24 protein-coding genes and 4 tRNA genes are annotated in these 23,716 nt (G+C 68.8%); 9 read left to right on the top strand and 19 right to left on the bottom strand.

Annotation, left to right across the window (positions count from 1 at the left end; genetic code table 11):
* The first annotated feature begins 82 nt into the window (after positions 1-82).
* From BLR68_RS12530 to BLR68_RS12520, 3 genes are all read left to right on the top strand, one after another.
* On the top strand, positions 83-424 hold the full coding sequence (locus tag BLR68_RS12530; RefSeq protein WP_256335389.1) for a dioxygenase: 342 nt from the start codon (positions 83-85) through the stop codon (positions 422-424).
* Positions 425-494: 70 nt separating this feature from the next.
* On the top strand, positions 495-1,748 hold the full coding sequence (locus tag BLR68_RS12525) for a DUF349 domain-containing protein (RefSeq protein ID WP_018186727.1): 1,254 nt from the start codon (positions 495-497) through the stop codon (positions 1,746-1,748).
* Positions 1,749-1,844: 96 nt separating this feature from the next.
* A complete protein-coding gene (locus BLR68_RS12520) occupies positions 1,845-2,414 on the top strand; it encodes a hypothetical protein (protein WP_018186726.1) in 570 nt (189 codons plus the stop codon).
* On the opposite strand, the gene BLR68_RS12515 is transcribed toward BLR68_RS12520, so the two are convergent.
* The 10 genes from BLR68_RS12515 to pdxS all read right to left on the bottom strand — a co-directional run bounded on the left by BLR68_RS12515 (position 2,393) and on the right by pdxS (position 12,600).
* Positions 2,393-4,660: a RelA/SpoT family protein gene (locus BLR68_RS12515; RefSeq protein ID WP_018186725.1), complete on the bottom strand. Its 2,268-nt coding sequence runs from the start codon at positions 4,658-4,660 to the stop codon at positions 2,393-2,395. The two genes, BLR68_RS12520 and BLR68_RS12515, sit on opposite strands and share 22 nt — an antisense overlap.
* 69 nt (positions 4,661-4,729) lie before the next feature.
* Positions 4,730-5,719 (bottom strand): protein translocase subunit SecF, encoded by a 990-nt coding sequence (gene secF, locus BLR68_RS12510; protein ID WP_018186724.1) that lies wholly within the window; start codon positions 5,717-5,719, stop codon positions 4,730-4,732.
* On the bottom strand, positions 5,719-7,434 hold the full coding sequence (gene secD / locus BLR68_RS12505) for a protein translocase subunit SecD (RefSeq protein ID WP_018186723.1): 1,716 nt from the start codon (positions 7,432-7,434) through the stop codon (positions 5,719-5,721). Before secD ends, secF begins: the two co-directional genes overlap by 1 nt.
* Before the next feature lie 39 nt (positions 7,435-7,473).
* Positions 7,474-7,923: a preprotein translocase subunit YajC gene (locus BLR68_RS12500; RefSeq protein WP_018186722.1), complete on the bottom strand. Its 450-nt coding sequence runs from the start codon at positions 7,921-7,923 to the stop codon at positions 7,474-7,476.
* A gap of 76 nt (positions 7,924-7,999) precedes the next feature.
* On the bottom strand, positions 8,000-9,031 hold the full coding sequence (ruvB, locus tag BLR68_RS12495; RefSeq protein WP_018186721.1) for a Holliday junction branch migration DNA helicase RuvB: 1,032 nt from the start codon (positions 9,029-9,031) through the stop codon (positions 8,000-8,002).
* On the bottom strand, positions 9,024-9,635 hold the full coding sequence (ruvA, locus tag BLR68_RS12490; protein WP_018186720.1) for a Holliday junction branch migration protein RuvA: 612 nt from the start codon (positions 9,633-9,635) through the stop codon (positions 9,024-9,026). The genes ruvB and ruvA overlap by 8 nt, the downstream gene beginning before the upstream one ends.
* Positions 9,636-9,682: 47 nt before the next feature.
* Entirely contained in the window at positions 9,683-10,243 is a 561-nt protein-coding gene (gene ruvC / locus BLR68_RS12485) for a crossover junction endodeoxyribonuclease RuvC (RefSeq protein WP_018186719.1), read from the bottom strand.
* Positions 10,244-10,299: 56 nt separating this feature from the next.
* Positions 10,300-11,064: a YebC/PmpR family DNA-binding transcriptional regulator gene (locus BLR68_RS12480; protein ID WP_018186718.1), complete on the bottom strand. Its 765-nt coding sequence runs from the start codon at positions 11,062-11,064 to the stop codon at positions 10,300-10,302.
* A gap of 58 nt (positions 11,065-11,122) precedes the next feature.
* Positions 11,123-11,713 carry a pyridoxal 5'-phosphate synthase glutaminase subunit PdxT gene (gene pdxT / locus BLR68_RS12475; protein WP_018186717.1) on the bottom strand — a complete coding sequence of 197 codons (591 nt, stop codon included), beginning with the start codon at positions 11,711-11,713 and terminating at the stop codon, positions 11,123-11,125.
* Positions 11,710-12,600 carry a pyridoxal 5'-phosphate synthase lyase subunit PdxS gene (pdxS, locus tag BLR68_RS12470; protein ID WP_018186716.1) on the bottom strand — a complete coding sequence of 297 codons (891 nt, stop codon included), beginning with the start codon at positions 12,598-12,600 and terminating at the stop codon, positions 11,710-11,712. Before pdxS ends, pdxT begins: the two co-directional genes overlap by 4 nt.
* Before the next feature lie 40 nt (positions 12,601-12,640).
* Here pdxS and BLR68_RS12465 point away from each other — a divergent pair, with 40 nt between their 5' ends.
* Positions 12,641-13,993 carry an aminotransferase class I/II-fold pyridoxal phosphate-dependent enzyme gene (locus BLR68_RS12465; RefSeq protein ID WP_018186715.1) on the top strand — a complete coding sequence of 451 codons (1,353 nt, stop codon included), beginning with the start codon at positions 12,641-12,643 and terminating at the stop codon, positions 13,991-13,993.
* Entirely contained in the window at positions 13,990-14,841 is an 852-nt protein-coding gene (pdxY, locus tag BLR68_RS12460; RefSeq protein WP_018186714.1) for a pyridoxal kinase PdxY, read from the top strand. Before BLR68_RS12465 ends, pdxY begins: the two co-directional genes overlap by 4 nt.
* A 21-nt stretch (positions 14,842-14,862) precedes the next feature.
* On the opposite strand, the gene BLR68_RS12455 is transcribed toward pdxY, so the two are convergent.
* Positions 14,863-15,414 carry an HIT family protein gene (locus BLR68_RS12455; protein ID WP_018186713.1) on the bottom strand — a complete coding sequence of 184 codons (552 nt, stop codon included), beginning with the start codon at positions 15,412-15,414 and terminating at the stop codon, positions 14,863-14,865.
* A complete protein-coding gene (gene thrS / locus BLR68_RS12450) occupies positions 15,411-17,420 on the bottom strand; it encodes a threonine--tRNA ligase (RefSeq protein ID WP_018186712.1) in 2,010 nt (669 codons plus the stop codon). Before thrS ends, BLR68_RS12455 begins: the two co-directional genes overlap by 4 nt.
* Positions 17,421-17,574: 154 nt before the next feature.
* Between thrS and BLR68_RS12445 the strand changes: the two genes are divergently transcribed.
* The gene (locus tag BLR68_RS12445; RefSeq protein ID WP_018186711.1) at positions 17,575-18,741 is read left to right on the top strand and encodes an SLC13 family permease; all 1,167 of its coding nucleotides are present in this window, start codon (positions 17,575-17,577) and stop codon (positions 18,739-18,741) included.
* 23 nt (positions 18,742-18,764) lie between these two features.
* Here BLR68_RS12445 and BLR68_RS12440 read toward each other — a convergent pair whose 3' ends face one another.
* Positions 18,765-19,277, bottom strand: a complete 513-nt coding sequence (locus BLR68_RS12440) for a glycine cleavage system transcriptional repressor (protein WP_018186710.1) — start codon at positions 19,275-19,277, stop codon at positions 18,765-18,767.
* 76 nt (positions 19,278-19,353) lie between these two features.
* Between BLR68_RS12440 and BLR68_RS12435 the strand changes: the two genes are divergently transcribed.
* Positions 19,354-20,397 (top strand): NAD(P)-dependent alcohol dehydrogenase, encoded by a 1,044-nt coding sequence (locus BLR68_RS12435; RefSeq protein WP_018186709.1) that lies wholly within the window; start codon positions 19,354-19,356, stop codon positions 20,395-20,397.
* An 18-nt stretch (positions 20,398-20,415) separates the two neighbouring features.
* Here BLR68_RS12435 and BLR68_RS12430 read toward each other — a convergent pair whose 3' ends face one another.
* Positions 20,416-20,766, bottom strand: a complete 351-nt coding sequence (locus tag BLR68_RS12430) for a YnfA family protein (protein WP_018186708.1) — start codon at positions 20,764-20,766, stop codon at positions 20,416-20,418.
* 135 nt (positions 20,767-20,901) lie between these two features.
* On the opposite strand from BLR68_RS12430, the gene BLR68_RS12425 reads away from it, so the two are divergent.
* Positions 20,902-21,210 carry a DUF7882 family protein gene (locus BLR68_RS12425; protein ID WP_018186707.1) on the top strand — a complete coding sequence of 103 codons (309 nt, stop codon included), beginning with the start codon at positions 20,902-20,904 and terminating at the stop codon, positions 21,208-21,210.
* Between the two features lie 71 nt (positions 21,211-21,281).
* On the opposite strand, the gene BLR68_RS12420 is transcribed toward BLR68_RS12425, so the two are convergent.
* The 3 genes from BLR68_RS12420 to BLR68_RS12410 form a co-directional block, all read right to left on the bottom strand.
* Positions 21,282-21,353 (bottom strand) — tRNA-Val (locus BLR68_RS12420).
* A gap of 24 nt (positions 21,354-21,377) precedes the next feature.
* A tRNA-Cys gene (locus BLR68_RS12415) sits at positions 21,378-21,451 on the bottom strand.
* Between the two features lie 55 nt (positions 21,452-21,506).
* A tRNA-Gly gene (locus BLR68_RS12410) sits at positions 21,507-21,578 on the bottom strand.
* Positions 21,579-21,738: 160 nt separating this feature from the next.
* Here BLR68_RS12410 and BLR68_RS12405 point away from each other — a divergent pair.
* Positions 21,739-21,811: transfer RNA gene (locus BLR68_RS12405), tRNA-Val, on the top strand.
* A gap of 46 nt (positions 21,812-21,857) precedes the next feature.
* Here the strand turns inward: BLR68_RS12405 and BLR68_RS12400 are convergent.
* Positions 21,858-22,328, bottom strand: coding sequence for a type II toxin-antitoxin system PemK/MazF family toxin (locus BLR68_RS12400; RefSeq protein ID WP_018186706.1), 471 nt, complete (start codon positions 22,326-22,328; stop codon positions 21,858-21,860).
* Between the two features lie 32 nt (positions 22,329-22,360).
* Positions 22,361-23,644, bottom strand: a complete 1,284-nt coding sequence (locus tag BLR68_RS12395) for an ABC transporter substrate-binding protein (RefSeq protein ID WP_018186705.1) — start codon at positions 23,642-23,644, stop codon at positions 22,361-22,363.
* Positions 23,645-23,716: the final 72 nt, after the last annotated feature.

Below are 23,716 nucleotides of genomic sequence, written 5' to 3'. Positions count from 1 at the left end.
GGCTAATCGCCGTCACCGACATCCCGGGTCGAGGCATGGCCCCCGGGTTTTGTCGCGAGCGCGCGAGCCGAATAATCTGCAGGTGGCTGGGCTCGTGCGCAGCCCCGACGGAAGGATCGCCGTGGCAGCGGGCAAGAGCAGGCCGCGCGCAAGCGCACAGGAACGGGAGCGCGTCCGCCTCTATGAGGCGCGCCGACGCTTCAACGCGTCGCTGGTGCAGCGCCGCCGCCGCGACAACGTGATCGCCGGCGTCGCGGGCGGCATCCTTCTTCTGGGGATCCTGGCGGGTCAGGCGGCCTACTACACCGTGGGCCCCGGAACTCCCGAACCCGCACCGAGCCCGACCCCGACCTCGACGACGAGCGAGACACCCGCGCCGTCGCCCACGGCGACGGATTCGCCGACGCCCACTCCGACCCCGTGACCGCCGCGTACTAGGCTGAGTCACTAATCCGACCCCCCATGCGGCGCATGCCGCCGACGAGGTGACCCCCGTGAGTTCCGCCACCCCCGAATCCGCCGAGACCCAGCCGTGGGGCCGCGTCGACGACGACGGCACCGTCTCCGTCCGTGAGGGCGACCAGTGGCGCGTCGTCGGCCAGTACCCCGACGGCACCCCCGAAGAGGCGCTCGCCTACTTCGAGCGCAAGTATGCAGACCTCGCCTCCGAGGTGACGCTGCTCGAGGTGCGCCACCGTCGGGGCGGCGCCTCGGCATCCGACCTGCGCGGCACCGCCCGGACGATCCGTGAACGGCTCGACGGCGCTGCCGCAGTCGGCGACCTGGCCACGCTCGAGGCACGCGTCACCGCACTGGAGGGGGCACTGTCCGAGGCGAGCGCGGAAGAGGCGCAGGCGCAGCGGGCGGCAGTGGATGCCGCCGTCGCCGAGCGCGAGAGCATCGTCGCCGAGATCGAGGCGATCGCCGCCAAGGACCCGCGCTCCATCCAATGGAAGCAGACGACGGCGGACGTAGCCGCGCTGTTCGCACGCTGGCAGGAGCACCAGAGCACCGGCCCCCGTCTGCCCAAGGCGGTCGGTCAGCAGCTCTGGAAGCGATTCCGTGACGCACGTGCCGTCGTCGACAAGAACCGGCGCGAGTTCTACTCGAGCCTCGACGAGCAGCACAAGAGCGCCCGCGATGCGAAGACGCGCCTCGTCGAGCGCGCCGAGGCGCTGGCGCCGAGGGGTGAGGATGGCATCTCGGCGTACCGCGAGCTGCTCGACCAGTGGAAGAGCGCCGGCCGCGCCGGAAAGAAGGCGGACGACGCGCTCTGGGCCCGGTTCAAGGCAGCCGGCGACGTCCTCTACGGCGCGCGCATCGAACGCGAGAACGCGGACGTAGAAGCATCGAAGGAGAAGATCGAGGCCAAGCGCGCTCTGCTCGACGAAGCTGCCGCCGTCGCGAAGGAGAAGGACAACGCCAAGGCGCGCACACTCCTCACGAACATCCAGCGCCGCTGGGACGAGATCGGTCGGGTGTTCCCGCGCGACACCGAGCGCGGGCTGGACGACCAGCTCCGCAAGGTCGAGACCACGCTGAAGTCCCGCGAGGACGAGGACTGGAAGCGCAACAACCCCGAGACGAAGGCGCGTCAGAACGACATGACGAGCCAGCTCCAGGACGCCATCACCAAGCTCGAAGAAGAACTCGCGGCCGCAGAGGCCACGAAGGACAAAGCCGCCATCGCCAAGGCGAAGGACGCTCTCGAAGCCCGCAAGGGCTGGCTGCGCGCCCTCGGCGGCTGACACCTCGTACCGACAGAGAGCGGAGCACTCCCCCGGGGTGCTCCGCTCTCTGTGTTCTCCACAGAGGTGTCGGCAGTCCGACGGCGACGCACCTCGATGGCGCAGACTGCCCTCATGTGGCCGTTCCTCTACTTCGCCGATGATCGGTTGTCGACTGCGGAGCTGACTGCCGCCCGTCTCGACGGCGACCTGGTGGAGGTCGGCGAGGCGTTCATGCCGGCGGACGCCGTCGAGACACGAGAGCTGCGCGCAGCATCCTTCCGCTCCATCGGCGGGCCGGAGCGCGCAGTCACCCACGCGAGCGCGGCGTGGGTGCACGGTGCCATCCCGGACCCGCCGCTCATTCACACTCTGCAGCGCGCCGGCCGGCGGCGAGCAGCCTTCCCGGTCGACGCGCGCATCCGGTTCCGGGATGTCGCGCTACCCGCCGGCGACGTCGAGCTCATCAGCGGCGTCGCTGTGACGACGCCCGTCCGCACCCTCGTCGACCTCGTCCGCGACGCCGTGGTCGGCGGATCGCCGCGCCACCTGGTCGATGACATGCTCGCGTGGCGACCGGACCTCCTCGCCGATGCCGTCATCTGGATCGACGCGGCGGGTCCCATCCACAACAAACGGGCGGCGGCCGCAGAACTACGGCGGCGTCAGGAAGAGGTGACCCGGTAGACGTCGTACACGGCGTCGATGCGCCGGACGGCGTTCAGCACGCGATCGAGGTGGACGGTGTCGCCCATCTCGAAGACGTAACGGCTGAGGGCGAGACGGTCGTTGGTCGTCTGGACGGATGCCGACAGGATGTTCACGTGGTGTTCGCTGAGCACCCGCGTGATGTCGCTGAGCAGGCCCGAACGGTCGAGCGCCTCCACCTGGATGTGCACGAGGAAGACGCTCTTCGACGTCGGAGCCCATGACACGTCGATAAGTCGATCGGGCTGATCGCGGAGCGAGCCGACGTTCGTGCAGTCCGCTCGGTGCACCGACACACCGCTTCCACGGGTCACGAAGCCCACGATCTCGTCGCCCGGCACCGGTGTACAGCACTTGGCGAGCTTGACGAGGATGTCGGGGGCACCGCGGACGAGGACACCGGAGTCGCCGCCGCGCGGCGCCTTCGAGCGCCCTACGGCCGGCAGGTCGATGGGACCGGTGGAGGTCTCCTCCTCCTCGGAACGGACGAGCGCGGTCACCTTCTCGATGACGGACTGCGTCGAGACGTGGCCTTCGCCGACCGCCGCGTAGAGCGCGGTCACGTCTTCGTACCGGAGCTGGTGGGCGACGGCGGTGAACGAGTCCTGGCTCATGAGCCGCTGCAGCGGTAGGTTCTGTCGGCGCATCGCGCGAGCGATCGCGTCCTTGCCCTGCTCGACGGCCTCGTCTCGGCGTTCCTTCGTGAACCAGCCGCGGATCTTGTTGCGCGCTCGGGTGCTCTTGACGAAGGCCAGCCAATCCTGGCTCGGCCCGGCATCCGGATTCTTCGAGGTGAACACCTCGACGACGTCACCCGAGTGGAGTTCAGACTCGAGGGGAACGAGCCTGCCGTTGACCTTCGCCCCCATCGTGCGGTGGCCGATCTCGGTGTGCACCGCGTACGCGAAGTCGACCGGGGTCGCCCCCGCGGGAAGCCCCACGACACGACCCTTCGGGGTGAAGACGTAGACCTCCTTCGCACCGATCTCGAAGCGCAGCGAGTCGAGGAACTCACCTGGGTCTGCGGTCTCTGCCTGCCAGTCGGAGATGTGCGCGAGCCAGGCCATGTCCTGGTCGATCGCCTTGGAGTCCGCCTTGCCGCCGGCGATCTGCTCTTTGTACTTCCAGTGCGCCGCGACGCCGTACTCGGCCTGCTGGTGCATCTCGTGCGTGCGTATCTGGATCTCAACCGTGCGTCCGCCAGGACCGATGACCGTCGTGTGGAGCGACTGGTAGAGGTTGAACTTCGGCGTCGCGATGTAGTCCTTGAACCGGCCGGGGATCGGCGTCCACCGTGCGTGGATCGCACCGAGGACGGCGTAGCAATCCCTGACCGTGCCCACCATGATGCGGATGCCGATGAGGTCGTAGATGTCGTCGAACTCGCGACCGCGGACCACCATCTTCTGGTAGACGGAGTACAGCTGCTTGGGCCGCCCCATGACGCGTCCGCGGATGCGGAGGTCTCGCAGGTCCGCCTCGACGTTGTCGATGACCGTGTGCACGTACTGCTCGCGCTGCGGGGTGCGCTGCTTCACGAGCGAGTCGATCTCGGCGTAGAGCTTGGGGTGGAGCACCGCGAACGACAGATCCTCGAGCTCGCTCTTGGCGGTCTGGATGCCGAGACGGTGCGCCAGCGGCGCGTAGATCTCGAGCGTCTCGCGGGCCTTCTTGGCGGCCTTCTCGGGAGGGACGAACCCCCAGGTGCGAGCGTTGTGCAGGCGGTCCGCGAGCTTGATCAGCAGAACGCGGATGTCTTTGGACATCGCGACGATCATCTTGCGGACGGTCTCCGCCTGCGCAGCGTCGCCGTACTTTACCTTGTCGAGCTTCGTGACGCCGTCGACCAGCATCGCGACCTCGTCGCCGAAGTCGGCGGTCAGCTGATCGAGCGAGTAGTCGGTGTCCTCGACCGTGTCGTGCAGAAGAGCCGCGGCGATCGCGCGCGGACCGAGGCCGAGTTCGGCGAGGATCTGCGCGACCGCGAGCGGATGCGTGATGTACGGCTCGCCGCTCTGGCGCTTCTGGGACGCGTGCGCTTTCGCCGCCGTCCGGTACGCGCGCTCGACGATCGCGATGTCACCCTTGGGGTGGTGGACGCGAACCGTCCGCATGAGCTCTTCGAGGGCGTCGCGCGACGGGGCCCGCGAGAAGATGCGCGGCACGAGCCTGCGCAGCGATTGCCCACCCGTCGCAGAGCCTGTCGGAGTGACCGCTTCAGCCATGCGATCGCCTCCTGTATGCCCGCACGCGCTTGGAACTGGAGGTCAATCCTACGCCCGCGCGCATCCGGCTCAGACCGCGGCGACGGCTGCCGAGCGAGTCTCCACGACACGCTGGTCGCGCGCCTTGAGGTCGGCCTCGTTCTCGCGCAGGAGCGAGTACAGCGGCGCGGCGACGAACAGCGTGGAGTACGCCGCGACGATCGTTCCGACGAAGATCGACAGCGAGATGTCGGTCAGAGTCTGAGCCCCGAGCCACAGGGCGCCGATGAAGAGGATCGCCCCCGTCGGCAGCACCGCCACGACGGTCGTGTTGATCGATCGGATGAGGGTCTGGTTCACGGCGAGGTTGACCGACTCACCGAAGGTCCGACCCGACTTCTCACCGTCCTCGAAGGTATTCTCGCGGATCTTGTCGAAGACGACCGTGGTGTCGTACAGCGAGTAGGACAAGATCGTGAGGAAGCCGATCACGGCCGCGGGCGAGATCTCGAAGCCGAACAGCGCGTAGACGCCCACGGTGACGACGAGGACGTCGACCAGACCGATCATGGCGGCGACCGACATCTTGAAGGTACGGAAATACAGCGCGAGGATCACGAACGTCAGTACGAGGAAGATCGCCAGGCCCCAGAGGGATTGACGAGTCACGCTCTCCCCCCAGCTCGGTCCGATGAACGACGAGCTGACGCTGTCGTCCGACACCCCGTACGCCTCGACGAGAGCCGAGGTGACCTCGCGGGTCTCGATCTCACCCATCTGATCGGTCTGGATGCGGAGGCTGTCGTCGCCGACCGTCGTGACGCGCGGCGCGGCATCCGGGACGACCGACTGGACCGCCTTGGTCGCGAGCAGCTGGTCGGGCTTGGCGACGTCGTTGACGGTGAACTGCGATCCGCCGGTGAACTCGATCGAGAACTGGACCGGACGGAAGACCGGCACGAGCGCCGAACCGATCACGAGGATCGCCGCGATCAGGAACCAGAGACGGCGACGGCCGACGAACGGGAAGGAGACCTTGCCCGTGTAGAGGTCGTTACCGAAATCACTCATGGAACGCATCAGTCGTTCCCCTCCCCTGCCGAGCGGTTGGTGCCGCTCTGCTCCGCGAGCTTGCGCTCAGCGATGGTCTGTCGGCGGACGGCTTCGCTGCGGGACCGCGACGAGCGCTTCTCGGCCTGGGACTTGCCGCCGGCGGCGACGGGTGCGCGGAACTGCGCACGACCACGGTAGACGGCACCGAGTGCGGTCGGGTCGAGACCCGAGAGCGGATGCCCCCCGCCGAAGAAACGCGTCCGCGCGAGCAGCTGCATCACAGGGTGCGTGAAGAGCACGAAGATCAGCACGTCGATGACGGTGGTCAGACCCAGCGTGAAGGCGAAGCCCTTCACCGTCGAGTCGGCCAGGATGTACAGCACGACGGCGGCGAGGATGTTGATCGACTTCGAGATGTAGATCGTGCGCTTGGCGCGATCCCAGCCGTCTTCGACGGCACCGGTGATTGACTTGCCGTCGCGGAGTTCGTCCCTGACGCGCTCGAAGTAGACGATGAACGAGTCGGCCGTGAAGCCGATCGTCACGATCAGGCCGGCCACACCCGCAAGCGAGAGTCGGAACCCCATCCGCCACGCGAGGATGCAGAGGGTGATGTAGGTGAGGACGCCCATGACCGCGAGCGAGGCGATGATGACCGAGCCGAGGGCACGGTAGACCGTCAGCGAGTAGATGGCGACCAGGGCGAGACCGATGAGTCCGGCGACGAGACCGATGAGCAGCTGCTGCGATCCGAGCGTCGCCGAGATCGAGTTGCTGCTCTGGACCTCGAAGCTCAGCGGAAGAGCGCCGTACTTGAGCTGATCCGCGAGCGTCTTCGAGGTCTCCTGGTCGAAGTTGCCGGTGATCTGCGGCTTGCCGTCGGTGATCACGGCGTTCATCGACGGAGCGGAGATGACCTCGCCGTCCAGGACGAAGGCGAACTGGTTCTGCGGCGACTGCAGGTTGAAGAGCCGCTGGCTGATGTCGCCGAAAGTCTTGGTGCCGGCGCCGTTGAAGACGATGTTGACGGCCCACTGGCCGTTCTGCGAGTTCAGACCGTTGGTCGCGTCGGAGATCGCGGAGCCAGTGAGCTCCACGGGTCCCAGGAGGTACTTGGCCGAACCGTCCGCGTCGCAGGTGATCAGCGGCTGATCCGCGGGTTCCTGGGCCGGGTCGTTCGCGGGCTTCGCGCAGTCGTAGGCGAGGAACTCGGCCTGCACCTCTTCCGTCGCCCACGACAGATCGCTGCCGTTCGTCGGCGCCGGAGTGGGAGTCGCGTTCAGGGACGGACCGGGCGTCGGGTACGGGGTCTGCTTGCCGTCGTCACCGACGAACGTGTTGCTCGGGGCCGCCGTGTAGAGGACGGCCCGCAGCTGCATCTGCGCCGAACGGCCGATGCGGTCGCGCGTCTCCTCGTCGGCGATGCCCGGAAGCTGCACCACGATCTGGTTGCCCGCCTGCGTCGTGATGTCGGTCTCGCCGACACCCGAGGCATCCACGCGCTGACGGATGATCGAGACCGCCTGCTGCATCTGATCCGCTGTGGGCTGAGCGCCCTCCCGGGTCTGCGCCTGCAGGATGATCTGCGTGCCGCCCTGGAGGTCGAGCGCCAACTCGGGCACCCACGAACTCTTCTCGAAGAGGATGACGCCCGCGGCGTTCACCCCGAAGAGCACGGCGGTCAGGGCGAGGAGTCCGATGAGTGCGCGCCAGGCGCGGCGGACGGGGGTGGATGAAGCCACGGAGGGAACTTTCTTCAGGGACCGCCGAAGCGGAGGAGATCAGGCCTTGGGCTTGTCGTCCGCGTCGGGAGTGCTGTCGACGGGACGCGAGTCGAGGATCGTCTCGTCGCGCGAGACGATGACGTCGTCACCGGCGACCTGCTCGTCCTCGTCGACGACGGGCTCCTCGTCCTCCACGATGCGGAGGATGGCCTGGCTGTGGACCTCGACGACCATGCCGGGAGCGAGCTCCACGTGAGCCGGCTTGGAGAGGTCGGTCGGGTCGTACTCGACGATCGTGCCGTAGAGCCCGCCCTGGAGCAGGACCTTGACGCCCGGGACCATCTGCTGAGCCTTCTGCTCCTGCTGCTCCTTCATCTTCTTCGCGCGGCGACGCGAGCTGACGAACATGAAGACCAGCAGAGCCGCCAGCAGGATGAGCAGGCCGTAGTCCATGAAGAAGTTTCCTCCGGTGGCCTGCTGGGTGTTCTGCTGGGAGAGAAGCAACATGGACGCGGGTCCGCCTTTCGGGAGGGCACGCCGCATCGATGCGGCGAAGAGGGTGGGAGGCCGGAGCCTTCAGCGATTATAGGTCATCGAGGGTCAGCGCCCCGTCGTGCCGGGGGATCCCCAGGTGGGCGTAGGCTTCGGGGGTCGCGACCCGCCCCCGGGGAGTGCGTCCCATGAACCCGATCCGGACGAGGTAGGGCTCGACGACCGACTCGATCGTGTCGGCTTCCTCCCCCACCGTGACGGCGAGGGTGTTCAGTCCCACGGGGCCGCCGCGGAAACGTCGCACGAGCGCGTCGAGCACCGCGCGGTCGAGGCGGTCGAGTCCGAGGTCGTCGACGTCGTAAAGCTCGAGGGCCGCCGAGACGTCGCCCGTGGTCGCCTGTGTCGACGAGCCGCCGTGGACGACGACGTAGTCGCGCACGCGGCGCAGCAGCCGGTTCGCGATGCGAGGGGTGCCGCGCGATCGACGGGCGATCTCCTCCCGGGATGCCGCGGGCACATCGACGTCGAGCATCACCGCCGAGCGGGCGATGACCTGCTCCAGCTCGACCGGCTCGTAGTACTCGAGGTGCGCGGTGAAGCCGAAGCGGTCGCGGAGGGGGTTGGGGAGCAGCCCGGAGCGGGTGGTCGCACCGACGAGGGTGAAGGGGGCGAGGTCGAGCGGGATGCTGGTCGCACCCGCTCCCTTTCCGACCATGATGTCGATGCGGAAGTCCTCCATCGCGAGGTACAGCATCTCCTCGGCGGAGCGCGCCATGCGGTGGATCTCGTCGATGAACAGCACCTCACCCGGCACGAGGCTCGACAGGAGGGCGGCGAGGTCGCCGGCGTGCTGGATCGCGGGACCGCTCGACATCCGGAGCGGCCGCTCGCTCTCGTGGGCGACGATCATCGCGAGAGTCGTCTTGCCCAGTCCGGGCGGGCCCGACAGGAGGATGTGGTCGGCGGGACGCTGTTGGATGCGGGCGGCATCCAACAGCAACTGCAGCTGTCCGCGCACCTTCATCTGCCCGATGAACTCCGCGAGCGAGCCGGGGCGGAGCGCACCCTCGACAGCGAGCTCGGTCTCGTTCTCGGGGAGGCGCTGGTCGCGGGGATCAGACACCGGAGCGCTCCGCACGGGCCGGGCCCAGCTGGGCGAGCGCGAGTTTGAGGAGTGCCGGTACCGACGCTCCGGCGGGCGCATCGGCGAGGACGTTCTCCGCCGTCTCGAGTGCGACGCGTTCGTTCCACCCGAGCGCCATGAGGGCCGCGGACACCTGCGCGCCCAGCCCCTGCGGAATCGGGGCGCCCGCGGCGGTGCGGGTGGGCGCCGTGAGCTTGCCGGCCAGCTGGACCACGATGAGCTTGGCGGTCTTCGGACCGATGCCCGAGACGCGACGGAACGGAGCGTCGTCCTCGTCGGCGACCGCCGTCGCGATCTGGTCGACAGTGAGGGACGAGAGAACACCGAGGGCGGACTTCGGACCCACGCCGGACACGCTGAGCAGATGCCCGAAGACGTCGAGCTCGGAGCGGTCCTCGAATCCGAAGAGCAGCATTGCGTCTTCGCGGACGATCATCGCCGTGTGGACGAAGACCTCGTCGCCCAGGTGCACCTGCCGTGCGTACTGAGCGGTGACGGCCACGGCGTATCCCACACCGTGCACGTCGATGACGGCGGAGTCGGGTTCGAGGTGGATCACGCGACCGCGCAGCGAGGAGATCATGCGACGAGCCTACGGGAGCGTTCGGACGTATGTTCGAGCGACACGCGTCAGCGTCGCGACGCCTTCTCGGCCTCAGCCCAGGCGCGCTGGGCCGGCGTCAGCGCCGCACCGACGGGGGCCGACGACCCGCGCCTCCAGGCATGGCACAGCGCGAGCGCCAGGGCATCCGCTGCGTCGGCCGGCTGCGGGAGAGCGTCCAGACGCAGCACGCGGGCGACCATCGTCTGGACCTGGAGCTTCTCGGCGTTCCCATATCCGGTGATCGCCGCCTTCACCTCCGACGGAGTGTGCGTCGCGGCGGGCAGCCCGTGCTCGGCCGCGAGGAGCAGGGCTATGCCGCTCGCCTGGGCGGTGCCCATCACCGTGCTCCGGTTCTGCTGCGCGAAGACCCGCTCGACGGCGACGACGTCGGGCCCGTGCTCGGCCAGGACCGCACGGATGCCGGCGGCGATCGTCGCGAGGCGCTGCTCGATCGGCGCCTCCGGCGAGGAGCGGACGACGCCTACATGGACGAGCGAGGCCGACCGGTCGGGGCGGACATCGACCACTCCGACGCCGCACCGGGTCAGGCCCGGGTCGATCCCGAGAACGCGAAGAGCGGATGCCACTCCCCCACGCTAGGCGGGAGGTGCGGCATCCGCTCGTCGGCGCGCCCGGTGAGGCCTTACTCTGACTCGTCGTCCTCGAGCTCGGCCTGCACCTCGGCGGTGAGGTCGAAGTTGGCGTACACGTTCTGGACGTCTTCGCTGTCCTCGAGGGCGTCGATGAGTCGGAAGACCTTGCGCGCCGTGTCGGCGTCGATCTCGACCTTGAGGTTCGGGACGAACTCGACGTCCGCCGACTCGTACTCGATGCCCGCGTCCGTCAGCGCGGTGCGGACAGAGACGAGGTCGGATGCCTCGGTGACGACCTCGAAGCCCTCGGAGTGAGGCTCGATCTCCTCGGCGCCCGCCTCGAGGGCGGCCATCATGACGTCGTCCTCGGTCGTGCCCTCGCCGGAGACGACGATGACGCCCTTGCGGGCGAAGTTGTACGCGACCGAGCCGGGGTCGGCGAGCGTGCCGCCGTTGCGGGTGAGGGCGGTCCGGACCTCGGCGGCGGCGCGGTTCTTGTTGTCGGTCAGACACTCGACCATGAGTGCCACGCCGTTCGGGCCGTAGGCCTCGTACATGATCGAGGTGTACTCGACGGACTCGCCACCGATGCCTGCGCCACGCTTGATGGCGCGATCGATGTTGTCTTTGGGGACCGACGTCTTCTTGGCCTTCAGGACGGCGTCGAACAGCGTCGGGTTGCCCTGCAGATCGGCGCCGCCGAGCTTGGCGGCGACCTCGATGTTCTTGATGAGCTTCGCCCACGACTTCGCGCGACGCGAGTCGATGACGGCCTTCTTGTGCTTGGTGGTCGCCCACTTGGAATGTCCGCTCATGGGACTCCTCTCGGAAAAAGCGCAGGGTCCAGTCTAGGACCGAGGCCGAGCCCCTTCGCTACGCGTCACGCGCGGCATCCAGGAGGAGCTCGTGGAAGCGCCTCTCGCCGTCGAGCTCGGGGTGGAACGAGAGCCCCATCACGCCCCCCTGCCGGACTCCAACGACGCCGCCGTCGGGGAGACGCGCGATCACCTCGGCCGACGGACCGACCTCGCTCACGATCGGCGCACGGATGAACGTGGCCTTCACGCGCGGGTCCCCCACCGCCGGAACCTCGAGATCGGTCTCGAACGACTCGGTCTGCGAGCCGAACGCGTTGCGTCGCACGGTCACGTCGAGCCCGCCGAACGTCTGCTGGCCCACGATGCCGTCCTCGAGCCGGTCCGCGAGGAGGATGAGGCCGGCGCACGTGCCGAGGACCGGCATCCCGCCCGCGATCGCCGCACGCAGGGGCTCGCGCGTCCCGAAGGCGCGGGAGAGCTTGTCGATCACGCTCGACTCGCCACCGGGCAGGACGAGCGCGGACACCGCGGCGAGATCGCCGGGACGCCGGACCGAGACGACATCGGCACCCAGGTCCGTGAGCACCCGGGAGTGCTCACGGACATCGCCCTGGAGGGCGAGGACGCCGATGCGAGGTCTCGTCACCAGCCCCGGTCCGCCAGCCGGTGCGGAGCGGGGAGATCGGACACGTTGATACCGACCATGGCCTCGCCGAGCCCCCGGGACACGTCCGCGACGACCTTCGGGTCGTCGAAGAAGGTCGTCGCCTTCACGATCGCGGCGGCGCGCTCGGCGGGGTTGCCGCTCTTGAAGATGCCGGACCCGACGAACACCCCGTCGGCCCCGAGCTGCATCATCATCGCCGCATCCGCGGGCGTCGCGACGCCACCGGCGACGAAGAGGACGACGGGGAGCGTGCCGGTCTCGGCGATCTCGGCAACGAGCTCGTACGGCGCCTGCAGGTCCTTCGCGGCGACGTAGAGCTGATCCTTCGACAGCGCCGACAGGGCGGCGATCTCACCGCGGATCTTGCGGATGTGCTTCATGGCCTCCGACACGTCGCCCGTGCCGGCCTCCCCCTTGGAGCGGATCATTGCCGCTCCCTCGGTGATCCGCCGCAGTGCCTCGCCGAGGTTCGTCGCACCGCAAACGAAAGGCACGGTGTAGCCCCACTTGTCGATGTGGTTCACGTAGTCGGCGGGTGAGAGGACCTCGGACTCGTCGATGTAGTCGACGCCGAGCTCCTGCAGCACCTGAGCCTCGACGAAGTGTCCGATACGCGCCTTGGCCATCACGGGGATCGAGACGGACGCGATGATGTCGTCGATGAGATCGGGGTCGCTCATGCGTGCGACGCCGCCCTGGGCGCGGATGTCGGCCGGTACGCGCTCGAGCGCCATGACGGCGACGGCGCCGGCGTCCTCGGCGATCTTGGCCTGGTCGGCGGTGACGACGTCCATGATGACGCCGCCCTTGAGCATCTCGGCGAGGCCGCGCTTGACGCGCGCCGTTCCGGTCGAATTCGTTGGCATAGGCCAAAAGTTAGCATGACCCGGACATAGACTCGACGGCATGACGAACGATGTCCTGGCGATCAGCGGCGACACCGCTGCGGAGATCGCGGACAGCATCCGTTCCCTCATCGACCGCGGCGATCTCGCCCCGGGCGCTGCGCTGCCGCCGGTTCGCGCGCTCGCCGACACGATCGGCGTCAACCGGAACACGGTCGTCGCGGCGTACCGCCACCTCGCCGCCGCGGGCGCCGTCGAGACGGCCGGCCGAGCCGGAACCCGCGTGGCGCCGCGCTCGGACCCCGCCCAAGAAGGCTTCGCCGCCGACACGGTCCTCCGCGACATCGCGACGGGGAACCCCGATCCGACCCTCATCCCCGACCCTTCCCTCGCCCTGTCGAGCCTCGCCGGTCGCCCCGTCCTCTACGGAGAGCCGACGATCGACCCGGACCTCGAAGCGTGGGCCGCCCGGTGGATCGAGAACGACCTGCCGGGCCGCGACGACCTCCGGTTGACGATCACCGGCGGTGCCGTCGACGCGCTCGAGCGGCTGTTCGCCGACGCCCTCACCCGCGACGACGGAGTCGGACTCGAAGACCCTTGTTTCCTGTCGGCACTGCGGACCGTGAAGATCGGCGGCTACCGGCCCGTCGCCATCCCCGTCGACGACCACGGGATGACGGTGGTCGGCCTCCAGGCCGCGCTCGACGCGGGCGTCCGCGCCATCGTCTGCACGCCTCGGGCGCAGAACCCCACGGGCGCGAGCCTGACCGCCGAGCGGGCGGCGGAGCTCCGCGCCGTGCTGGCGCGGCATCCGTACGTCCTGGTCATCGAGGACGACCACTTCTCGATGCTCTCGCGGGAGCCGTACCACTCGATCATCGGCCCAGACCATCGTCGGTGGGCCCTGATCCGGTCGGTCTCGAAGTTCCTCGGGCCGGACATGTGCCTGGCCGTGACCGCGAGCGACCGCGACACGGCGGAGCGACTGGCTCGGCGGCTCAGCCCCGGGTCGACGTGGGTGAGCCATCTCCTGCAGCGCCTCGCCGTCACCCTGGTGTCCGACGACGAGGTCATGGCAGGGGTCGAACGCGCGGCTCAGCACTACCGATCGCGCAACGAGGCGTTCGCCGACCAACTGACGCGCCAGGGTGTCCCCACGACGGCGGGCGACGGCCTCAGCCTGTGGGTGCGCGTCCCGGCTCCCGCCCGCGCCGTCGCCGAGCAGCTGATGCGACGCGGCTGGCTCGCTCGACCCGGCGACGAATTCGTCCTCGCCGACGACGACGCCCGTCGCCGCCTGCGCCTCACCGTCCACGACCTGTCCGACACCGACCTCGCGCGGCTCGCCGCCGACGTCGCCGCCTCGGCGCGAGCGATCGCGCCCTCACCGGAAGCGAGTACCGCCCCGTGAAGATCCTCTCCATCCAGTCCGCCGTCGCGTACGGCCACGTCGGAAACTCCGCCGCCGTGTTCCCGCTGCAGCGCATCGGCGTCGAGGTCTACCCGGTCTACACCGTCAACTTCTCGAACCACACCGGGTACGGCGCCTGGCGCGGCCCGCTCATCAGCCCGCAGGACGTCGCCGACGTCATCACCGGCATCGAGGAACGCGGCGCCTTCGGCGAGATCGACGCGGTCCTCTCGGGCTACCAGGGCGGCGAGGGAATCGGCGACGTCATCCTCGACGCCGTCGCGCGCGTCAAGGCCGCCAATCCGAACGCGATCTACGCCTGCGACCCCGTCATGGGCAACGCGAAGAGCGGATGCTTCGTGGCCCCCGCCATCCCGGTCCTCCTGCGCGAGCGGGTCGTCCCCGCCGCCGACCTGATCACGCCGAACCAGTTCGAGCTCGGCTTCCTCACCGGGACCGACCCGGCCGATCTCGAGTCGACCCTCGCCTCCGTCGACGCGGCGCGTGCCCTGGGACCGTCGACCGTGCTCGTGACGAGCGTCGAGCGGCCCGAGCGCCCCGAGGGGACCATCGAGATGCTCGCCGTGACGGATGACGGCGCCTGGATCGTCCGCACCCCGCACATCCCGATGAAGGCGAACGGCTCCGGCGACGTGACCGCCGCCCTGTTCACCGCCCACTTCCGCGAGAGCGGGAACGCCGCCGACGCGCTCGCGAGGACCACCTCGAGCGTGTTCGACCTTCTGCAGAACACCTACGACGCCGGCACGCGCGAACTGCAGCTGGTCGAGTCGCAGGAGGCGTACGCGCACCCGCGGATGCAGTTCGAGGTCACACAGGTCCGGTGATCACCGCGGGCGGCGGGCTCGTCAGAGGACGGGCCAGCCGTCCGCCACCGACTGGCGGACCTCGCCGAGCAGCTGGGGCAGCGCCTTCGTCTTCGCGATGATCGGGAAGAAGTTCGCGTCCGTCGCCCAGCGGGGGACGACGTGCTGGTGCAGGTGCGCCGCGACGCCCGCACCGGCGACCTCGCCCTGGTTCATCCCGAGGTTGAAGCCGTCGCAGTTCGCGACCTTCCGCAGCACCCGCATGGCCACCTGGGTGAGCGCGCCGATCTCGGCGACCTCCTCGGGCGTCGCCTCGTCGTACGTGCCGAAGTGGCGGTACGGGCACACGAGCAGGTGACCGGAGTTGTACGGGAACAGGTTCAGCAGGACGTACGCCGTCTCGCCGCGGGCGACGATGAGCCCCTCCTCGTCCGACTTGCCGGGTGCGGCGCAGAACGGACAGTCGTACTTGAGGGGTTCCGGTCCCGCCTGGATGTAGGCCATCCGGTGCGGGGTCCAGAGTCGCTGGAACTCGTCCGGCACGCCCGCGAGAGCGGATGCCGGTTCCGCACGACCCTCGTCGGGGTCGCTCATACGAGGTCCTCGGCCGTGTTCACGAGAAGACGACCCGAGATCGCCGCGACGATCTTGTCGATCGCCTCGTCCACCGGGATGCCGTTGGTCTGCGACCCGTCGCGGAACCGGAACGAGACCGTGCCCCCGGAACGGTCCTGCTCGCCCGCGATGAGCTGCAGGGGGACCTTCTGGGTCGTGTGGGTGCGGATCTTCTTCGGCATGCGGTCGTCGGAGTGGTCGACTTCGGCGCGGACGCCCACCGCGCGCAGGCGCGCGACGATCTCGTCGAGGTACGGACCGTACTCCTCGGCGACGGGGATGCCGACGACCTGGACGGGAGCGAGCCACACCGGGAAGGCCCCGGCGTAGTGCTCGAGGAGGATCGCGAAGAAGCGCTCGATCGAGCCGAACAGCGCACGATGGATCATGACCGGACGGTGCTTCTCACCGTCGGGGCCGGTGTACTCGAGCTCGAACCGCTCGGGCTGGTTGAAGTCGAGCTGGATCGTCGACATCTGCCAGGTGCGCCCGATCGCGTCACGCGCCTGGACCGAGATCTTCGGACCGTAGAACGCCGCCCCGCCCGGGTCGGGCACGAGCTCCAGACCGGAGCCCTCGGCGACCTCGCGGAGGGTCTGCGTCGCCTCATCCCACAGGCGGTCGTCGCCGATGAACTTGGGGTTCCCCTCCTCCTTCGTCGACAGTTCGAGGTAGAAGTCGTTCAGGCCGTAGTCGCGCAGGGTCTGCAGCACGAAGGCGAGGCTGTGCTCGAGTTCGCCCTTGACCTGGTCGGCGGTCACGTAGATGTGGGTGTCGTCCTGCGTCATCCCCCGCACCCGGGTGAGTCCTGCGAGCGTGCCGCTCTTCTCATACCGGTAGACCGAGCCGAACTCGCTGAGCCGCAGCGGCAGCTCGCGGTAGCTGCGTCCGCGCGAGCGGAAGATCAGGTTGTGGAACGGGCAGTTCATGGGCTTGAGGTAGTACTCCTGGCCCTCGCGTGAGACGTGGCCGTCGGCATCCACCACCTCGTCGAGCACCATCGGGGGGTACATGCCGTCGGCGTACCACTGCAGGTGGCCGCTCGTCATGAACAGATCACCCTTGGTGATGTGGGGCGTGTTCACGACCTGGTATCCGTTGGCGAGGAGGCTCTCGCGCATGTAGCGCTCGATCTCGTACCGGATGATGCCGCCCTTGGGGTGGAAGACCGACAGGCCGGGCCCGATCTCCTCGGGGAACGAGAAGAGGTCCAGGTCTTTGCCGAGCTTGCGGTGATCGCGCTTGGCGGCCTCCTCGAGACGGTGCTGGTAGGCGCGCAGCTCGTCCTTCGTGGGCCACGCGGTGCCGTAGATGCGCTGCAGCTGCGGGTTCTTCTCGCTGCCGCGCCAGTAGGCGCCGGCGACGCGGGTGAGGTCCCAGCCGTTGCCGGCGACACGGGTGCTCGGCACGTGGGGCCCGCGGCAGAGGTCCTTCCACGCGGTCTCGCCGTCGCGGGTGACGTTGTCGTAGATGGTCAGCTCGCCGGCGCCGACCTCGACCGAGGCGCCCTCGGCGGCTTCCTGCGATCCGCCCTTGAGCCCGATGAGCTCGAGCTTGAACGGCTCGTCGGCGAGTTCGGCGCGGGCCTCGTCATCGGTCACCACACGGCGGACGAAGCGCTGCCCTTCGCGGACGATGCGCTCCATCTCCTTCTTGATGGCCTTCAGGTCTTCGGGCGTGAACGGCTCGTCGACGCCGAAGTCATAGTAGAAGCCGTCCGTGATCGGCGGACCGATCCCGAGGTTCGCCTGCGGGCGGACGCGCTGCACCGCCTGCGCGAGGATGTGGGCGGTCGAGTGGCGCAGGATGTTCAGCCCATCGGGGCTCGACACCGTCACGGGCTCGACGCCGTCCAGAGAGTCGACGACCGTCGCGAGGTCCTTCAGCTCGCCGCGGACACGGAGGGCGACGACGGAGCGGTCGGGGAACAGGGCGAAACCGTCGGCAGGAAGGTCGACATCCGCCGGGGCGATCAGATCAGACAAGGGAGGATCTCCAGGAAGTGGCTCGGATGAGAGTAGTCAGCTTCGAGCGCACGACGCGCTCCGCCCGCTCAGGCCCGCGGCGTTCGCGTACCGGCGAGGTGGGATGACCGGCCGTTCTGCATCCTGCGAGTCTACTGGGCGGCGGACAGGGGCGATGATGGATGCCGTGAAGCTCGCTCTCGCGGGACTCGTCCTGCTCCTGGGGGCGATCGCCGCCCTCGTCACCGGGGTCCTCCCCCTCGCCGACCTCGGCGACGTCGCCGAACGCGTCCTGCCGATCCTCGCGTTCGTCGTGGCGGTCACGATCGTCGCAGAGCTCGCCGCGAAGGCCGGCGTCTTCGACGTCACGGCGTCGTGGCTCGCTCGCCTGTCGCGGGGACGCACCGCGCTCCTCTGGGTGCTCGTCGTCGTGCTCGCCGTCGTGACCACGGCGTTCCTCTCCCTCGACACGACAGCCGTGCTGCTGACGCCCGTCGTCATCGCCGTCGCCCGCGCGAACGGTCTGCCCCCACTGCCGTTCGCGCTCACCACCGTCTGGCTCGCCAACACCGCCTCCCTCGTGCTCCCGGTGTCGAACCTGACGAACCTCCTCGCCCTGGCTCGGATGCCGGGGGCCGCCGACCCTGCCTCGTTCGTCCTCCTTCTGGGGCCGTCCGCCGCGGTCGCGATCCTCGTGACCGTCGGATTGCTCTGGGCGTTCCACCGCCGGTCGCTGGTCGGAACCTTCACGGTGGCGGCGCCGCCGCGGGTGAGCGACAGGGTGCAGCTGGTCGCGGCATCCATCGTCGTCCTGGCACTGCTCCCCCTGCTGGTCAGCGGTATCGAGCCATGGATCCCGGCGACGGGCGCAGCCGTCGCGCTGCTCGTCCTTTTCGCCTGGCGTTCGCCGCGGGCCCTCGGCATCCGCTTGGTGCCGTGGTCGCTGCTGGTCTTCGCCGCCGGCCTCTTCTCCGCCGTCGCGGCGCTCGAGGCGTGGGGTTCCGGCCAGCTCGCCACGGCGCTCGCCGGCTCGGGGTCGGAGCCCCTCGACCTCCTGCGCATGTCGGGAACCGCGCTCGTCACGGCGAACGGGCTCGACAACCTGCCCGCGTATCTGCTCCTCGAGACGACGGCAGACACGCCGGAACGTCTTGCGGCGCTGCTGATCGGAGTGAACGCGGGCCCCCTGATCACCCCGTGGGCCTCGCTCGCGACACTTCTGTGGCATCAACGGCTCGTCGCCGCAGACGTCCACCTGCCGTGGCGTCGGTTCGTCCTCTGGGGCCTCGTCGCCGCGCCGCTCGTCGTGGCCGCAGCCACGGTGCCGCTCCTGTTCCGCTGACCCCGCGCCGCGGGCGCCCGGGGTCAGGCGACGGTGAGGTCGACCTGGATCTCGCCCGCGAGCTCCTCGAGCGCGGTGGTCACCGGGGCGGCGTCCGCTCCAGCCGGGAGACGGAACGCGACAGTCGCCTCGAAGAGCGTCCCACCGGCCATCGGCGCGTCGAGCGTGCGGCTGCGGAACGTGTCGATGCTGAGAGTGTGAGCGGCGATCGCGGCGGTGACGTCGCGGACGATGCCGGGACGGTCATTGCCGAGGACCGTCACCTCGAGGGAGCGCTCGACGGCGTCAGCGGACGCGATGGCCCGGCCGCCGTGGACGGTGACGCGCAGCATCCCGTCGAGCCCCTCGAGAGCCGCGACCAGGTCGGCTTCGCGGTCATCGTCGATCGTGACGAGGACGATGCCGGCGAACGCGCCGGCGAGTTCGGCGAGCTCGCTGCGCTCCCAGTTGCCGCCGACGGCGGACACCTGCTCGGCGAGGGCGTTGACGAGTCCGGGACGGTCGTCGCCGACCACAGTGAGCACGAGGTGGGCCATGGCCGGATCCTATCGTCCCGGCTGCGCGGGCGCAGGGCCGTGCGCGCGGGGGATCCGCAGGCGTAGCGTGCGGAGCATGAAGGCACTCCAGTACACGCGCATCGGTTCCCACCCTGAAGTCGTCGAGATCGAGAAGCCCTCTCCCGGACCCGGTCAGGTCCTCCTGAAGGTCACCGCCGCGGGCGTCTGCCACTCGGACGAGTTCGTCATGAGTCTGAGCGAGGAGGAGTACACCGCCGCCGGGTATCCGCTCCCGCTCACCCTCGGGCATGAGGGCGCGGGCATCGTCGAGGAGCTCGGCGAGGGCGTCGAACACCTGCAGGTCGGCGACGCGGTCGCCGTATACGGGCCCTGGGGTTGCGGTCGTTGCCGCAATTGCGCTCAGGGCAAGGAGAACTACTGCACGAACGCGCAGGCCGAAGGGATCATGCCTCCGGGTCTCGGCGCGCCCGGTTCGATGGCGGAGTACATGATCGTCGACAGCGCACGTCACCTCGTGCCGCTGGGCGACCTCGATCCCGTGCAGAACGTGTCACTGACGGATGCCGGTCTGACGCCCTACCACGCGATCAAGACGTCCCTGCCGAAGCTCGGCGCCGGGACGACCGCGGTCGTCATCGGAACGGGCGGGCTGGGCCACGTCGCGATCCAGATCCTCCGTGCCGTCTCGGCGGCGACGGTGATCGCGCTGGACGTCACCGACGAGAAACTCGTGCTGGCACGGGAGGTGGGCGCGCACCACACCGTGATCAGCGACGAGAACGCGGTCGATCGGATCCGCGAACTCACCGACGGCCTGGGAGCGAACGCCGTCTTCGACTTCGTTGGCGCCGAGCCCACGATCGCGACCGCCGTCGCGGCGGCGGCGCTCGACGCGGACGTCACGATCGTCGGGATCGGCGGCGGAACAGCGCACGTCGGCTTCGGTTCCATCGCCTACGACGCGGCTCTCCGCATCCCCTACTGGGGGTCGCGCAGCGAGCTGATCGAGGTGCTCGACCTCGCTCGTTCCGGGCAGGTCGGCGTCGAGATCCAGCGGTACTCGCTCGACGACGGACCGAAGGCATACGAGGCCCTCGCCGCGGGAACGGTCCGCGGCCGCGCGGTCATCGTCCCCTGAGGCGACCCGGGGTCGCGGTCACGCCTCTCCTGCGTCGACGACGACGGGAGCCAGGATGATGATCGCGGCCCCCACGAGGGCGATCGCCGACCCGACGTAGTCCCAGAGCGTCGGACGGAACCCGTCGACGACGATCCCCCAGGCGAGTGAACCTGCGATGAAGACGCCGCCGTAGGCCGCGAGGACTCGACCGAAGTTCGCATCCGGCTGGAACGCGGCGACGAACCCATACGCCCCGAGTGCGACGATGCCCAGGAGCGCGAACCACCAGCCGCGGTTCTCGCGTACGGCCTGCCAGATCAGCCAGGCTCCGCCGATCTCGGCGAGGGCGGCGACGACGAAGAGGGTGACGATCCGGGCGGTGGTCATGGGGCCAGTCTGTCAGCGAGGGATCCCCCGGGGTGCCACGGCCGCGCCGGACACGGGAACGGCTGATCGGATGGCACAATGGCAGAGGAGACCGCAGCTCCGCCCTCTCTGTACGCCTAGACCTGGGTCGGTTCCATGGGACTCCTCTCTTACAACGCCACCACTCGATTCGACATCGACGACCGCACCCTCGTGCACCTCGAAGCCGTGATCTACGCGAAGCTTCGCCGAGGTGAGGCGTTCCTGTTCACGTGGTCGCGAGCAGCAGGAGAAGGCACCGGGCGCACGACCGTCTGGATGAACCGCGCGGCGCGTCTCGCGTTCCGGCGTCGCCACGACACCCGCATCCCGCTGAATCAGGACTGGGTCGCGCGGCTGATGACCCTGGCGAACTCGCCTGCCGGCCTGCACGAGTTGCCGGAGTCCAACGAGACCGCCGGCTGACGGCGCAGGGCGCGCGATCGCGCGCTCCGTCGGCGCAACAAAAAACCCCCGGATAACCGGGGGTTTGTCTGTGCGCGATACTGGGATCGAACCAGTGACCTCTTCCGTGTCAGGGAAGCGCGCTACCGCTGCGCCAATCGCGCCTGTGAAGGCTGTTGAGTTGTGAGTGGAGGTGGCGACGGGATTCGAACCCGTGTGGACGGCTTTGCAGGCCGCTGCCTAGCCACTCGGCCACGCCACCGTGTGTGGTTTGACCCACGTGACGTGATCTCCCCGGAGGAAGATCCCCACACTCGAGCGGATGACGAGATTCGAACTCGCGACCCTCACCTTGGCAAGGTGATGCGCTACCACTGCGCTACATCCGCATTTCGTTCCGGATCGCTCCGGCACTCGTTAAACATTAGACGATTCCCGCGCCAGCGCAAAACCGGCGCCGCCCCGCGCGTGTCTCGCCGTCACGGCGCGGGCCGGTTCGGTCGGGGCCGCGGCATCCGGTATGCTCGGTCATCGGCCCGAGTGTCATTCGGGCGATTGGCGCAGTTGGTAGCGCGCTTCCTTCACACGGAAGAGGTCGTCGGTTCGAGTCCGGCATCGCCCACCGAGAAGCCCCCGGATTTCCGGGGGCTTTCGTTTGTTCTCAGGCCTCAGACGGACCAGCCGTACCGGGCCTTCAGCGCTGCGGCGACCTGATCGAAGCGGCGACGGTCCAGGGCGGCTCCCTCGCGTCGCATCGCATCCGGCGGGACGCTGTAGAGGTGGCCGAGGTCCACCCATGACGGGCGGCCGGACGCATCCCACTCCCCCGAACCGAGCGCAAGATGCTCTCCGTCGCGGTCGTGGGGTTTGCTCGTCAGGCGAACCGCGTACAGCCGGTCGCGACCGTGCTGCCCGATCACGAGGACCGGACGATCCTTGCCACGCCCGTCGGCTTCGTCGAACGGAACCCAGGTCCAGACGATCTCACCCGCGTCGGGATCCCCGTCCGACTCCGGGCGATAGCTGATGCGGAGGTCCCGCACGTCTCCGGGCATCACACGCACGGTTCCGGCGGGCCGTGCCGTGTCAGGTGAGGACCGGAACAAGCGGACGAGGGCGGAGATCAGACGGGATGCCACGCCGTCACCCTAGCCCTCGTCCGCGGGTCCGGTCAGTTGTTGAGGATCACGTCCGCCTCGGCGAAGAACTCGTCCACCGCGGCATCCACCGACTTCGTTCCGAGCCCGAGTTCCTTGCCCAGATCCCAGAACTTCTGCTCGAGCGAGCCGTATCCCACGACCGCCGGCGGCGGGGCGTCGCCGATCCGGTCGGAGACCGACTCGATGTAGTCCGCGACCTGCTGATCGGGCCCTTCGAGCTTCGTGCCCTCCAGCTTGCTGCTGGATGCCGGGAAGCCGAGGGTCGTGCCGAAGATCTCCCCCGCCTCCGGGCTGTTGACGACGTAGTCGAGGAAGATCGCGGCGGCCTCGGGGTGCTTCGTCCGCGAGGAGATCGCGACCTGCAGACCGCCCTGGCGGTAGAGGTCCTTCGCCCCGGCATCCGTCGTCGGCGGAGCCACGATCGCGATCGACGACGCACCGGAATCGGCCAGGTACCCGCCGAGGAAGTTGCTCCAGCTCATCTCACTGACCGTCCGGGTCGAGCCGAAGCCTGAGCTGGGACTGATCTCCTCGAGCTGCTGCTGGGGAATGGTGATCCCGTCGCGCAGCGTCGCTCCGGACTCCCAGAACGTCGCCAACTCGTCCTTCGTGAAGCCGAGCTCACCCTCGTCGGTGTACAGCGCCTTCCCCGCGGCGCGAAGCTGCAGCTCGAACACCTGGATGCGCTGCGTGTAGTCGGTCCCGCCGAAAGGGTCGCCGCCGGTCTTCTCGGTCACCTCGGCGAGCCAGTCATCGAACTCCTCGAACGACGAACCCGCCGCCGGGAGCTCGAGACCCGCCTTCTTCAGCAGGTCCTCGTTCACGAAGTTCGCCCAGAGGCTGTAGCCGGTCGGGAGGGAGTACTGCGTGCCGTCCAATCGGCCCGTGCCGAGCAGGCTGTCGTCGAACGTCGTGACATCGATCTGATCGGCCACCTCGTTCAGATCGAGGATCGCACCACTCTCGCCGTACTGGCGCAGGTAGCTGTCCGAGAACTGGAAGACGTCGGGGAGACTGCCGCTCGCTGCCTCGACCTGCCGCTGCTCCCAGTAGCTCGGGAAGTCCGTAAACGTCGTCTTAATCGTGATGTTCGGGTGCTCCTCGTTGAACGCATCGATGAGCTTCGCGTAGCGCGCTGCGCGGTCGTCGTTTCCCCACCAGGCGAAATCGAGGGAGACCTTCTCATCGGGGTCGAACGAACCGCCCGACTGAGACGCGGCAGGAGTGCAGCCGACCAGCGAGACGGCGAAGACGGCTGCGGCCGCCCAAGCGGCGGTCGTGCGGATGCGGGACATCGTTGTCCTTTCTCGTCCAACGCTGGACGGAGACAGAGGGGAAAGCGCTTCCCGCTCACCGTAGGGCAGCAT

This window comes from Microbacterium sp. 77mftsu3.1 (genome assembly GCF_900100525.1).
Lineage (GTDB): Bacteria > Actinomycetota > Actinomycetes > Actinomycetales > Microbacteriaceae > Microbacterium > Microbacterium aquilitoris.
This window is presented reverse-complemented; position numbering and strand designations above follow the sequence as displayed.